The following is a 12,592-nucleotide window of genomic DNA, read 5'->3' as shown; positions in this document are numbered from 1 at the left end:
ATGACTGAAGAATATTGCAGGAGTTTAGAAGATGTCCTTAAGATTTGCGAGAAATCTCTTAATAAAGATAATGAAGATATTTGCGATATAATTCTAGGACAATATTTGATTGATTGTAAGGATAAGAAGGTGAGTCTAAATGACGATAAATGAAATTATAGAGGAAAACTTCGAGTTGAAGAAACAGTATGCCAGGGCAATAGAGACTATAGCCAGACTGCAGAATAAGATCAACAAACTTGAGAGAGAGATAGAGTATCTAAAGAGAGATAATGAAAAATTAAGGAAGCAAAGAGATACATTATTAAGAGGGATAAAAATCGCTTTAGAAATATCTGATAAGGAGAAGCAGGATCTCCACCTCAGAAAGATAGTTGAAAAACTAAAGGAGGAACTGGGAGACCAGAGGTGAGAATATTGGCCGAATTAGGTAAACTACTTATCCCAGGAGTTACGGTATCGAAAATGAGGAGTGGAAAGAAGGAAATTTATTACGTTTACTTACCCCAGAGGTTTAACCGTTATCTAGGTTATGGGAAATGGAGTGTTACAGCAATAGTAGGCGAGAAAGAGATCTTAATAGGGTTGAGGAGCGTCTACAAGCACGGTGAATATTTTATGCTTACCCTACCTATTTCTCTCAGACAAATATGGGAACAGTATTTAGGTAAAGAGATAGACCTTATTTTAGAGAAAGTAGTTTAGGTCCTTTCTCGTCAAAGACCTTTTGGAGCTCTATCTCACTCATTACAAAGTAATGGTTTTGCAATATCTGAAACTGGGCCGGAGGAGCTCTCCCCTGGAGCAGGTTTATGATCATCGGGGAGACTCCATTCTTGATCATGTAGGAAGCGAAGAAGGACCTCAGGTCGTAAAGCCTGAACTCCTTTCCTAAAACTCTCCTCATCCCCTCCTTTATAGAGGCACGTAAATCGGCTAACTGGAACGGGAATAGTTTCTGCTTCCACATCTCAACGTCTGCCCCTATTTGTTTAACCGCAAATTCGTAAGTCCTTATGAATTCTTCTCTGTATGGGAAATAGACTTCTTGTAACCATTTCTTAGTTTCTGTGTGTATGAAGGAGATATAGGCTCTCTTGGTTTCCGTCTCTTTCATCACTTTTATTATCCGGTTTTCCAGGTCCAGCTGGTCTATTTTCAATGAATAAACTTCTCCTACCCTGAGCCCAGATTCTGTCAGCAACAAGAAGAACGCTTTGGCGCCTAAGTGATTTATATTATCAAAGATTTTTCTTAATGCGTCTAAAGTAAGCGGTTGAGGTTTATACTTGTATTTTGATTTAGGAACCTTGAACGAATTATACAGCATCTGTGCCAACTGGACGTTTTTCTCTTTTACTATCGTCTTTATGAATAATTTCAAGGAATTAGCTGTATGTCTGGCTATGTTGCTGCTATCTTCAGATAACTCTGCTATTAAGTCTCTGATACCGTCTGGGCTTAACTCATACCCCAGCCTCGTAAGTGCTATTCTCAAATACCTCATCCTCATATCGATAGTGCTTTTAGTCTTACCTTGGAGTGATTTTTCGAACTTCCTCACATCATCTTCAGTGACAATATACGTAGAAGATACATTCTTCATATACTCTCCTAAGTACTGGTAAAGGATGGAGACGAAGAAGTTCCGGAACTTTTCATCTTTCATTGCCTTAATAACTACTGATAATGCCATAGTAGCGTCCACCTCAACTACTTTCAACCCGTAAATAGCATCTGAAAGATCATCTGGTGCTAACATATCTGCAGCTCTCTTTACTACTTCTAAAGGAATACTTTGATTGGAGTTTACGTATCTGTATAAAGTACTCCTGCCTATTTCCAGAGATTTCGCAGCTTGTGTCAGCCCCAGTTTCTCCACTACTTTCTTCACTATCCTTCTCCTCTGTTCCTCGTCTAATTTAGTCACGTCAATTAGCATATTTTTATACCCTACTTATAAGAAAGTGACACTGTTCCAAAAATAAGGCTTTATGTTCCATTTACGCCTTTATAAAGAGAACGAAACTATCTTTCAACTAAACATAAGAAAAGTGCTCCGGCCGGGATTTGAACCCGGGTCACAGGCTCGAAAGGCCTGCATACTCTCGGCGCGCTTAGGCTTGACCGGGCTATACTACCGGAGCGTGATATAATTAGAAGTATGAAATATTTAAAACTTTCTTACTTGTGCTTTGGTTAAATTTTTGGCTATAGGATATAAAACTTTGCGTACTCTTGATTCGTTGTATACTTCAATAATTTTATTAAAGTTAACGATAAACTTACCTTTTATTTTGCACCTAATTTAGAATTTAATACCCTTGTTGATAATAATAGTTGTATCTCCTAATTATTTTTTATAGTCAGTATTTTGTTCATATTCCTTCTCATAAATTATGTAGTGTGATCTATGATAATGTCTACGTCACTAGCGGTAGTAAAATGATTTATAATAATATTAGTGAAAACGTAACGATTCGTTTTAATGGAGTAAACTATTGTGTTTTTATTTATCTAACTGATATAGGCAATAAGCCAGTAACATTACACGTTACTACTCTTTTCAAGCCTAATACCACTTTAGCGCAGTTATGCTGTACATTTAATATAAAAATTGTGAACTTTGAGAATAACAAGACTTATGTAGCGTTTCCTCAAGGAAGGGAGTTTTTGCCATTTATTGGTCCTATGAACTATACTTTATACCCATACCAAACTATATGGTTTAGGGACGTACTTTTATATATTTGCCCTCCTTGCAATTCTAGCGATAGACTTTGGTATTCCAATTTGACAACATTATTACCAGAAAAATATGAACTGATAGTTTGTTCATTTCTTAATGGTTATAAGCACAATCCTTTAGTTATAAAAGTACCATTTGATGCTAAATATCCTATAGGTAATTATCTAGTAAAGTGTGATGGAATATTATATGCAATACTTCCTCAGAATGCTACTGAAATAAAGATAGGTAATACTACAGGGTATTTGAAGGAAGTGACGACTTACGTGTACGAAATTACTAACTCGCAACAAGTATGCAAAAATCTTAACTGCATTAGTCCTGCATTTCCTCTGAAGGTTTCAGTATTACTTAATGGTAAGCAGTACAGTGCCGAGCTATTAGGAGTAAATTATTTTCCCAGTATAGAATAAATACATTTAACTTTCGCTTATGCCTCTTTACTTAATTATTTTTTGCTTTGCTACATGCAGAGATTAAATCTCACTCTATTTGATGCTATAGAAAGAGTTAGGAAATTAAAGGAAAATCATGAAGTTTTTCCTTTAATTGCAGGTAAAGTAGTATCTTTTACTATTAAGACTCTCTACGGTCTAGACGAAATAACTTTCGTTGAAAGAGATGGAGGAGTGGACGTCTTTTTTACATCAGAGAAGGTATTTAAGGAAGTTATGGGCGAAAGTAACCAGTAACCCTTTTTTACTTCTGTTCAAGAATTTAATAGATGTCAATCAAAGAATTAATTAATAGACCTCCAGTTGCTATTTCTTTTTCCGCTTCTCTTAAGGACTGTGCAAAGGTCATGAGGAAGGAAAATATAGGCTCTCTTCTAGTTGTTGAAGGTGATACGCCTAAGGGAATAATAACCGAAAGGGATATTATACAAGCAATAGCAGACGATTATCCTTTAGAGACTCCTGCAAGTAAGGTTATGTCAACTAATTTAATAACTGCAGAAGCTAGCACTGATGTAAGCGATGCAGCACTCTTGATGACTAATAATAAAATAAGGCATTTAGTTATAACCGAAAACGGAAAAATAATTGGAGTAATCTCCTTAAGGGACGTAGCTCGTTCTCTGGGTTTAATAACTACTGATGCAAGCTTCTGGTGATTAAGAAGGTATTATTAAGCTTCTAATTGCTTCTCCTTGATTAAGTAATTTTACAGCTTCATTTATTTCATCTAACTTAAACCTTCCAGTTATAAGCTTAGACGGATCGTATTTACCTAATCTCACTAGATCCAGAAGTCTAGGCATGTCTATTCTAGGTCTTCCTCCGTAATTTCCTATTATTGTTATTCCGTTTCTAACAATGGATGAAACTCTAAAAGGTATCATTGCATTTACTGGAGGCAAACCAACAAGCACTACTCTTCCTCCTATTCTTACAGAGTCTAAGGCAATCTTTATTGTCTCCTCATTTCCTCCTGCTTCTATTACTACGTCTGCTCCTCCGTTAGTTAGTTCCTTTATTGCTTTCATTGGATCAGTTTCTTTAGAGTTTACTACGTCCGTAGCTCCCAATTCCATTGCCCTATCTAATTTCCATTTTTTAGTACCTACAGCTATCATCCTTCCGGCACCACTCGCTTTAAGCAGTTGAATTACTGATAAACCTACTCCTCCTACACCTATTACTGCTACAGATTCTCCTGGTTCTATCTTTGCTGAGTTTACTGCACCGTAGCCAGTAAGTCCTGCACAGCCTAATACAGCAATCCTCTCTAAGTCTATGTCGTTTGGAACTACGGTGAGCGCATTTTCTCCAACTATAGCGTGCTCCGCAAATCCACCGCCTAGGAAAGTCCTCACTTCCTTTCCATCAAGCCTTACTCTTGTAGTTCCATCCATCATTGTTCCCTTTAATCTTACTGCCGAGAATGTTTCGCAGAGGTTTTCGTGTCCAGAAATACAGTTCCTACACTTACCGCAAGGATGTATGAAAGCTGAAACTACTCTGTCTCCGGGTTTTACTCTAGTTACTCCTGGTCCAACTTCTTCAACAATCCCTGCAATTTCATGCCCTGCAATTACGGGAGTAGGTACTGGGGTTTTACCTTCGAAAACGTTAACATCTGAATGACACATTCCTGTGGCAACTATTTTGACTTTAACTTCTCCTTCTTTTGGTGCCTCTATCTTTAGATTATCTTCAATTTTTAAAGGCTCATTATATTTATAAAGAACGGCTCCTTTCATGGTATAAATTATTTAATAGAATTTAAACCTTATAAACTTCTCTGTTATTAGTAAAGTCATGAAATTTGTTGTAGTTGGATCCGGAACTATGGGACACGGGATTGCAGAAGTTTTGGCAATTCACGGACATAAAGTTAAGTTAATAGACATCTCATGGGAGATACTAAATAGAGCTAAGCAGAAGATGGATGAATCTTTAAGAAAATTTTACGAGAAAGGTCTTGTTAAGGAAGATCCTTCTTTAATCCTCTCTAGAATTGAAATGTCGACTTCTTATGATGTTGCAAGTGATATAGACCTTGCAATTGAAGCCGTTCCTGAAATCCTTGATTTGAAAAGAAAGGTATTCCAGAGCCTTGATCAGATTGCTCCTAAGGATGCTATCCTAGCTACTAATACTAGTTCCATACCTATTTCAGAAATAGCTGAATTTACTAACAGGAAGGAAAAAGTCATTGGAATGCACTTCTTTAACCCACCGCAGATAATGAAGTTAGTTGAGGTTATTCCATCTAAATACACTTCTGAGGAAACTGCTAACAAGACTGTAGAGTTAGCCAAGAGTCTGGGGAAAGTTCCCGTAAGGCTGAGGATAGAAGTCCCTGGATTTATAGGTAATAGAATATTTCTTAGGCTTATGCAAGAAGCTTGTAGAGAGGTTGAAAGCGGAGAAGCTAACATAGAGGAAGTTGATAGCTGTGCTAGGAATAAGATAGGTCTTCCTATGGGTATCTTTGAGCTTTCTGACTATGTTGGCCTGGATATAGATGTAGACCTTTGGGAAAACATGGTAAAAAGAGGTACTTCAGATGTTCCGTGCAAATTATTTAAGGAAAAACTCGAAAAGAAGGAATTGGGAGTTAAGACCGGTAAAGGTTTTTACGAGTATCCAGGGAATAAATATTCTAAGGTTAAATTACCTGCAGATTCTAAGGCTAACCCTTCAAGGTTATTATCTTTAGCTGTTAATGAGGCAGCTTGGTTAATTGAGAACAATATTGTTAAACCTAACGAAGTTGATGATGTGATGAAGTATGGCTATAATTTCCCAAAAGGATTGCTAGAAATTGCAGATGAGCTAGGTATTGATAACATTTTAAGGAATCTCGAGGACATATATGCAAAAGGGTATGAGGCATATAAGCCTCAGGATTTACTCTTGGAGATGGTCAAGGAAGGTAAAATAGGTAAGAAAAACTCTGAAGGATTCTACAAATATGCTTAAATTTTTTAAATAGTATAAGTAGGTGATAGAAATGAGTTCGGTTCTCCAAGAGTATGAGGCAATAAATAAGGAACTAAGGGATGAAGGATACATTAGGGCTGATTATATACACTCCGATAAGCTGTGGAATCCTAAAGTAATGACCATGAAAAGGGAGGATTTAGATAAGCTGAAGACTTTTAGGCTAAAAAGAATTGTAAAGTGGGCTTGGGACCACTCTGGATTTTATAGGAAATTCTGGAAATCTAAAGGTTTTGAGCCAGACATGGTAAAGGACTGGAAGGATGTAGTTAAAATACCGATTTTAAGAAAGGATGAGTTAAGGAAAGACTTGCAAGCAAATCCTCCTTTCGGTAGTATTATGGTTCCTGAGTTAGCTAGAAGAATAAGGTTTGTAGGAGCGACTTCAGGCTCTACAGGAATGCCGACTTTTCAAGGGTGGGGAGCGTTAGAGATGGATTATTTTGAAGAAGGTCAAGCAAGGTATTTATGGACTTTCGCAGGAGTTAAGCCTACAATCGTTTACGCTAATTATCTAAATATGAGCGGTTTCTATAGCTGGGGTCCACCATTAGTCGAGACCGCAATGTGGAGGTGCGGTGCTACAGCAATTGCTGGAGGAGGAGAAACTTACTTTAGCTGGAAGAGCAGGCATAACCTAATATTCAAACTTTGGAAAGTAGATGTTTTGGCTACAACACCTTGGTTACATAGGTTAATAGGAGAGGAGGCAGTAAAGGAAGGCTGGGAAACTCCTTTCAAGGTTTTATTACTGCATGGAGGCGCTGCTGCGGAAAACACTAAGAAGAAGCTCTTTTCCGTTCATCCTAATGCTAAACTTGCCATAAGCGTTTGGGGGACCACCGATGGGCATATGGCCATAGAAGTTCCTAATTTACCCGGTCAGTTAGTAGTTTGGGAGGACATGGAAATGTTTGACATAGTAGATCCTAAGACTGACGAGCCCGCTGCAGAAGGAGAGAGAGGAGAACTGATAGCCACTTTATTCAATCACTTTACAATGCCTCTAATAAGATATAGTCTAGGGGATTACGTTAAGAATGAATTCTTAACAGATCCAGATCCTACTTATGGTATAACACATATGAGGTTTGCTGAACCAATACCCGGCAGAGTTGAGTGGATGTTCAAGGTTAAGGGTAAACTGTTACTGCCAATATATGTTGAAGATGCTGTAAACGAAATTCCAGAGACTACGGGTATGTTCAACATATTTGTCTATGATAATGAAATGGATAAGCTTAAGATAAGGATAGAGACAATAAGGAATCCTGATAGGAAATACGACGAGGAAGCTAGGCAAAAATTAGCTGAAAGGATGGGTTTGGATAAGGACGACGTTGAAATAGAGTGGGTAAAGCCAGGAGAGACTATATGGACAGGCTATAAATTGCAAGTATTTGTAGACCAACGTAAGAAGAAATAATTTCTTTACTTCTTCTTAAGAAGATATAATGTTATTTAAAGATCTGAAGACTTCGGCTACACTCCACGCTTGGGCTATGCATCCTCCCCATTTATAAGGAGGGATATCTTCAAATATTTCAGGAATAAATCCATTATTTCCTATTGCGATATTAATTAGAGGTTGTAGATAATTTATTAATTTTTTTACTTCTATTACGTTGTCCTTCTCCAGTTTAATTTTTGCATCTATATATGCACCTATTAACCAGGGCCATATAGGTCCGTTATGGTAAGCTAGATCTCTTTTTCTTCTATCTCCTCTATAAAAAGGAATATACCTCTTATCGTTTTTTGATAGTGTGCTTAAACCGTATGGCCTTAAGAGCTCCTTTTCTATTGTATCAACTATTTTTCTTCCTATGTTTTCGTTTACTATGTTAAAAGGTAAAGAAAAAGCGAAAATCTGGTTTGGTCTTATTGAATTATCAGGAGTTAGGTCAGGATTTAAATAATCGTAAAGTCCCCAAGGAGATGCGAATTTCTCCATGAATTGTGCTTTTACCTTTTCTGCCTTTATTTCGAATTCATCTGAGTTTATCTTCAATTCTTTAGAAAAGAAGTCCATTATTTTTAAGGCGTTATACCATAAAGCGTTGATTTCCACTGCTGCCCCTTCTCTTGGAGTTACTACAGTAGTGTCGAATTCAGCATCCATCCATGTTCTAGGCGCGCCAGTGTGAAACAGTAAACCGTTAATTGTTTCCACTATTCCGTTACCTTTCCAGTACCAATTAGTAATTTCCGTAAGTTTTGGGAAGATCTTTTTTATGAATTCTAAGTCTCTAGAATACATATAATATTTATAAATCGCGTTTATTGCCCACAGGGAAACGTCGACTCCTCTATAAATGGGTTCTCCGTTGTGCAGGAAACCGTTTGGGATAAACCCCTTTTCCTCAAAATCTAAATACCTTGATATTATATCTTTAGCTGTATTGTATTCTCCGTTAAGCAAAACTAACCCTTCTAATGATATGAATGAATCTCTTCCCCATTCATCAAACCAATGATAGCCAGCTATTATTGCCCATCCTTCTTTTCCTCTTACAACGAAATCTCTTCCTGCAGAGGACAGAAGTTGAAGTACGTCTTTCTTTAGATGGATTTTAGTTGATTTTACGTAGTTATCTACGTAAGCTGTTATGCTAATTTCTTTATTTTTACTAGTTATGCAGAAGGGATTGTATAAATCTTCAAGGTAATTAGAGCCCCTCTCGTAATCCAGTTTATAAAAGAAGTTATAATACCAGTAACCCGTGTTCTCTATGCTAAAGTCTCCTTCTATTTTAAAATTGAGTATTTTATTATCATTAAGTATTATAGTAATTGTATTTCCTTTAGTTTGGAAGTCAAAGAACCCTGGTCTTTCTTTCAGAGCTACATGATGACTTCTATATGTTATCAATGGGCAGATTCTGAATATTCCCTTATCGCTTTCATAAGTTATTGTTACGGAGTTTGTTCCTTTATTAACAACTAGCGTTTTTCTGACTAAAGAATTTTCAAAGTTATATTCCCAAATTACGAAATTTGAACCTTGAATAAATCTATTGAGAAACTTATACCCTTCAGGGTAGTAAACCTGGAAATTATACCTATTTGTGGACATGGGATAATCTATGCCGTTTTGAATAAAGAAATCTTCAAATTTTGAAAGAATTAAATGTCTAAAATGGGGCGGATTTTCAGGTACAATTAAATACCCGTGGTAAGTTCTTGCGTTTATACCGCAAATAGTTGATGAAACATAGCCGCCAGTGTCAGTAGGTATTATCCATTCTCTGTCTTCACATTCCTCAGGGTTTATCATACTCTTTCTTCTTTATGCTTTCATATTTATTTAAAGCAATTATATACTCAGCATGTGACCACACTAGTGGAATTACTGAGACCGACTCGAATGTCTCTGGATCTACTTGTTCCGGTAGAAGTCCTGATTTTGTGGCTCTATTAACAACCCAATTTATTAGTTTTTCAGCTTCAGACATTTTACCTATATTTGTATAATATTCTGCCAACCATAATGTAGTTATTATCCAAGGATTAGGTAATTGTTTCCTGCGTTGATAATAGTCATTTTCGTATCTTATTATTCCATCATTTACATTTAATTTTTGGGATATTGATTCCATAGTATTTTGGACTAGTTCGTCTGCAGGATTAAACATTCCAAAGAAGTAAGGAGCATACATACTAGCATCTATTGTCAGATCTTTGTTTCCGTTTTCATCTATTCTTCTAATAAATCTACCGTTGTAAGCCATGCGTTTTTTGACTTCATCCTTTAATGTTTTTGCTACTTCTATAGAATCCTCCGCTAAGGTTTCATCTCCCATTCCTTCAGCTAATATGGAGCCTTTTGTTAGAGCTCCATATACTGTAGCTACAGTGTAAATGTGTATTCCGTACCTCTCTTCCCACAAGTCAAAGGAATACTTTGGTAAGCCGTCTTCCATGAAATCCATAACGAATTGAAGACCAGGCTTTACAAATTTTTTATATATTTCGATTAATTCATCTAAATCCCTATATCTCTCGTAGTGACTTCCTATTGCCCAAATTTCCAGTGCAGTTTCATCTTCTTGTATCGGGTAAATTCCTTTTCCTCTATATATCCAAGGATGCCAAGAGCTTGCCAAGCTTTTATTAGGATTATACTTGTGGTAAAGGAATCCTTCTGAGCTTACTAAATCTTTTATAAAATTAAAATGCCTAACTGCCAACTCTCCGTATCCTGAAACATCTAATGCATATGCAGAGTATGCACAATCTCTTGGCCAACAGTATTGGTATGAATCTCCGTACAGATTAACGAACGAAAAGTCTGAGGAAGCAATGAATGAACCATTTATATCCATGTGATTCTTTATGACAAAAAGACTTATATTATACAACTTATTTAAGGAAGTTCTTTCTTTGCTCTCCTTATTAACCCAGCTCTTCCAAAACATGTAAGTTGAAACGAAGTTGGATTCTATTTCTGCTGTATTTAGTTTAGTAAGCTTTCTTCTTAAGTCGTCAAGGTTTCTATCTGCAGTTATTACATAGTATATTTTTGCTGATGATGAAGAATTAACCTTTATCTCCATCCCTATAGAAGACTGTACATTACCGTGGGCTATAGGATTTTGATCTAGTTTTCCATCATAAACATCATCTAAAGGGTTTCCTTTCGTAGTATTATACTCCACATCAAATGAACCTGATGAAAGTAATTTTATTCCTAAATATCTTTTAGATTTGTAATGTATAATAGATGAAGTGTATGGATCAAATAATGCAGTATCTCCAAAAGGGTTAGAATATATATTAAAATCATGAGTAAAAAATATCTTTATTCTCTTATTTTCTCCACTATTATTTAAAATTTTCATTATTAAGTAATATGTAGGAGAATCGGGATCTATGAAGGCAAAGGATGAGAGGCTTAGCCAATCCTTTTTTGATTCTATTTGTATTATGTTACTATCATCCAAGTAACTTAATGATGTAGTTAAATCCGTGTCAAGGATTACTTTATTGTCTACCCAAAAAGCGTATCTAATTGAATTTCCAGAAGTTTGATTTTCCATCCCTATATATGGGAAATAAAAATCAACTATCCTTCCAAATTCATCAAGGTTTACCAATATTCTTCCATTGCCTATGCTTGCATATCTCATTTATCTCACGTTAGTATTGTATCATGAAGCTTACTTCCGGAGTTTATAACTCTGTGGGGGTAAATTCTTGAATTTACAATCTCTGAATTCTCTCCAATAGTTACATCATCAGCTATTACACTGTTTATTATCTTAGCTCCATCCCTAATTTCTACATGCCTACCGATTATTGAATTCTGTATTTCAACATCATTTCCTAAGTAAACTCTATCCATTATTGAGCTTTTTACAATTTTTGCATTATTTTTGACGATTGTAAAATTATCTATTACGGAGTTCTCTATATATATAGCATTACCTATTTGGCAATGCCTACCTATTAAGGTGTTTCCTTCAACTTTTATTTTACCTTTCTTATATTTTGAAATTATTATATTTCTTCTCCTTATTGAGTCTGGAGAAGTTCCTTGGACAAAGATCCTTTTATCTTCATCTATTCTTTTCCCTCCTATTTCTGAATCTGGTAACGTTGAAAGTAAAGTCTGCATAGCATCTAAATATCTGTCTGGAGTGCCTACATCAAACCAAATATCCTCCATTACATAGCCGTAAACTGGATAGCCGTGGTTTATCAGGTAAGGTATGATATCTTTTCCAAAGTCCATTTTCCCTTCTTCTCTCATTTTTACAACTTCATCGCTTTCAAATACCTTTCTAATTTCAGGGGATAGAACATAAATTCCTGTGTTGATAAGATTTGAGGGAGCCTCTTCCTTCTTTGGTTTCTCAACAAACCTTTTTATTCTTAAGTCTTTATCTATATCTGCTACTCCAAACTCTTCTACACTATCCCATTTCTTCAGCACTATAGTCATCATTGCCTTTTTATCTAAATGATAGTTGATCAATTTTTTTACATCTAATCTAAAAATATTGTCCCCTTGAATTATTAGAGTAATATCATTTATTCTATAGTATTCCATATTAATTTTAACACTATCTGCATTTCCAATACTGTCAACTCTAGGTTGATATTTAAAGTGTATTCTAGGTTTTATTTTATACCTTGCTGAAAAGCCAATTCCTTCCCTGAATGAGTCAAAGAGAGATCTATAATTTATGTATCCTCTTACTCCGAATATGAATTCTTTTACTCCTTGTTTTGCTAATTCATAGATGGAAAATTCTATTAAAGGCCTGTTAAGTAGTCTTACTGTTGCCTTAGAAGTTTCTATGGTTAAAGGTCTTAATCTTGTAGCTTCACCGCCTATTGGAATAATAACTTTAATATCTTCAATCTTCCATTCCATATAATTTTTATTATA

At 35.8% G+C, this 12,592-nt stretch carries 13 protein-coding genes and 1 tRNA gene; 8 read left to right on the top strand and 6 right to left on the bottom strand.

The window, feature by feature from the left end; translation table 11 throughout:
• From HS5_RS05425 to HS5_RS05415, 3 genes are read left to right on the top strand one after another with little or no spacing between them, the layout of a single operon-like run.
• Entirely contained in the window at positions 1 to 153 is a 153-nt protein-coding gene (locus HS5_RS05425) for a hypothetical protein (RefSeq protein ID WP_236753153.1), read from the top strand.
• Positions 140 to 412, top strand: a complete 273-nt coding sequence (locus tag HS5_RS05420) for a hypothetical protein (RefSeq protein WP_236753152.1) — start codon at positions 140 to 142, stop codon at positions 410 to 412. The genes HS5_RS05425 and HS5_RS05420 overlap by 14 nt, the downstream gene beginning before the upstream one ends.
• Positions 409 to 705 carry a hypothetical protein gene (locus HS5_RS05415; RefSeq protein ID WP_236753151.1) on the top strand — a complete coding sequence of 99 codons (297 nt, stop codon included), beginning with the start codon at positions 409 to 411 and terminating at the stop codon, positions 703 to 705. Before HS5_RS05420 ends, HS5_RS05415 begins: the two co-directional genes overlap by 4 nt.
• Here HS5_RS05415 and HS5_RS05410 read toward each other — a convergent pair.
• Together HS5_RS05410 and HS5_RS05405 are read right to left on the bottom strand one after the other, a co-directional pair.
• Positions 683 to 1,942 carry a tyrosine-type recombinase/integrase gene (locus HS5_RS05410; protein ID WP_236753150.1) on the bottom strand — a complete coding sequence of 420 codons (1,260 nt, stop codon included), beginning with the start codon at positions 1,940 to 1,942 and terminating at the stop codon, positions 683 to 685. The genes HS5_RS05415 and HS5_RS05410 overlap by 23 nt on opposite strands.
• Positions 1,943 to 2,055: 113 nt before the next feature.
• Positions 2,056 to 2,147 (bottom strand) — tRNA-Glu (locus HS5_RS05405).
• A 259-nt stretch (positions 2,148 to 2,406) separates the two neighbouring features.
• Between HS5_RS05405 and HS5_RS05400 the strand changes: the two genes are divergently transcribed.
• From HS5_RS05400 to HS5_RS05390, 3 genes are read left to right on the top strand one after another with little or no spacing between them, the layout of a single operon-like run.
• Positions 2,407 to 3,162: a hypothetical protein gene (locus tag HS5_RS05400; protein WP_236753149.1), complete on the top strand. Its 756-nt coding sequence runs from the start codon at positions 2,407 to 2,409 to the stop codon at positions 3,160 to 3,162.
• Positions 3,163 to 3,216: 54 nt separating this feature from the next.
• Positions 3,217 to 3,441, top strand: coding sequence for a hypothetical protein (locus HS5_RS05395; RefSeq protein ID WP_236753148.1), 225 nt, complete (start codon positions 3,217 to 3,219; stop codon positions 3,439 to 3,441).
• A 32-nt stretch (positions 3,442 to 3,473) separates the two neighbouring features.
• Positions 3,474 to 3,863 (top strand): CBS domain-containing protein, encoded by a 390-nt coding sequence (locus HS5_RS05390; protein WP_236753147.1) that lies wholly within the window; start codon positions 3,474 to 3,476, stop codon positions 3,861 to 3,863.
• Here the strand turns inward: HS5_RS05390 and HS5_RS05385 are convergent, their stop codons facing one another.
• Positions 3,864 to 4,952 (bottom strand): zinc-binding dehydrogenase, encoded by a 1,089-nt coding sequence (locus tag HS5_RS05385; RefSeq protein WP_236753146.1) that lies wholly within the window; start codon positions 4,950 to 4,952, stop codon positions 3,864 to 3,866.
• A 58-nt stretch (positions 4,953 to 5,010) separates the two neighbouring features.
• Between HS5_RS05385 and HS5_RS05380 the strand changes: the two genes are divergently transcribed.
• Both HS5_RS05380 and HS5_RS05375 read left to right on the top strand, forming a co-directional pair.
• On the top strand, positions 5,011 to 6,177 hold the full coding sequence (locus HS5_RS05380) for a 3-hydroxyacyl-CoA dehydrogenase (RefSeq protein ID WP_236753145.1): 1,167 nt from the start codon (positions 5,011 to 5,013) through the stop codon (positions 6,175 to 6,177).
• Positions 6,178 to 6,208: 31 nt separating this feature from the next.
• Entirely contained in the window at positions 6,209 to 7,624 is a 1,416-nt protein-coding gene (locus tag HS5_RS05375) for a phenylacetate--CoA ligase family protein (RefSeq protein WP_236753144.1), read from the top strand.
• A 15-nt stretch (positions 7,625 to 7,639) separates the two neighbouring features.
• Here HS5_RS05375 and HS5_RS05370 read toward each other — a convergent pair whose 3' ends face one another.
• Genes HS5_RS05370 through HS5_RS05360 form a run of 3 tightly spaced genes read right to left on the bottom strand, consistent with a single transcriptional unit; the run spans position 7,640 to position 12,577 of the window.
• Complete coding sequence (locus HS5_RS05370; protein WP_236753143.1) at positions 7,640 to 9,475, bottom strand: amylo-alpha-1,6-glucosidase; 1,836 nt, start codon at positions 9,473 to 9,475, stop codon at positions 7,640 to 7,642.
• Positions 9,462 to 11,327: a glycoside hydrolase family 15 protein gene (locus tag HS5_RS05365; protein WP_236753142.1), complete on the bottom strand. Its 1,866-nt coding sequence runs from the start codon at positions 11,325 to 11,327 to the stop codon at positions 9,462 to 9,464. The genes HS5_RS05370 and HS5_RS05365 overlap by 14 nt, the downstream gene beginning before the upstream one ends.
• A gap of 5 nt (positions 11,328 to 11,332) precedes the next feature.
• Positions 11,333 to 12,577 (bottom strand): NDP-sugar synthase, encoded by a 1,245-nt coding sequence (locus tag HS5_RS05360; RefSeq protein WP_236753141.1) that lies wholly within the window; start codon positions 12,575 to 12,577, stop codon positions 11,333 to 11,335.
• Between the last annotated feature and the right edge of the window lie 15 nt (positions 12,578 to 12,592).

The organism is Acidianus sp. HS-5, assembly GCF_021655615.1.
Lineage (GTDB): Archaea > Thermoproteota > Thermoprotei_A > Sulfolobales > Sulfolobaceae > Acidianus.
Note: the sequence above shows the minus strand (reverse complement) of the source record. Positions and strands in the feature narration are given on the sequence as shown.

Excerpts from the sequence above, each read along its gene's own strand:
- HS5_RS05425 (WP_236753153.1), top strand. The coding sequence starts at position 1 with ATGACTGAAGAATATTGCAGGAGTTTAGAAGATGTCCTTAAGATTTGC.
- HS5_RS05420 (WP_236753152.1), top strand. The coding sequence starts at position 140 with ATGACGATAAATGAAATTATAGAGGAAAACTTCGAGTTGAAGAAACAG.
- HS5_RS05410 (WP_236753150.1), bottom strand. The coding sequence starts at position 1,942 with ATGCTAATTGACGTGACTAAATTAGACGAGGAACAGAGGAGAAGGATA.
- HS5_RS05395 (WP_236753148.1), top strand. The coding sequence starts at position 3,217 with ATGCAGAGATTAAATCTCACTCTATTTGATGCTATAGAAAGAGTTAGG.
- HS5_RS05390 (WP_236753147.1), top strand. The coding sequence starts at position 3,474 with ATGTCAATCAAAGAATTAATTAATAGACCTCCAGTTGCTATTTCTTTT.
- HS5_RS05385 (WP_236753146.1), bottom strand. The coding sequence starts at position 4,952 with ATGAAAGGAGCCGTTCTTTATAAATATAATGAGCCTTTAAAAATTGAA.
- HS5_RS05380 (WP_236753145.1), top strand. The coding sequence starts at position 5,011 with ATGAAATTTGTTGTAGTTGGATCCGGAACTATGGGACACGGGATTGCA.
- HS5_RS05375 (WP_236753144.1), top strand. The coding sequence starts at position 6,209 with ATGAGTTCGGTTCTCCAAGAGTATGAGGCAATAAATAAGGAACTAAGG.
- HS5_RS05370 (WP_236753143.1), bottom strand. The coding sequence starts at position 9,475 with ATGATAAACCCTGAGGAATGTGAAGACAGAGAATGGATAATACCTACT.
- HS5_RS05365 (WP_236753142.1), bottom strand. The coding sequence starts at position 11,327 with ATGAGATATGCAAGCATAGGCAATGGAAGAATATTGGTAAACCTTGAT.
- HS5_RS05360 (WP_236753141.1), bottom strand. The coding sequence starts at position 12,577 with ATGGAATGGAAGATTGAAGATATTAAAGTTATTATTCCAATAGGCGGT.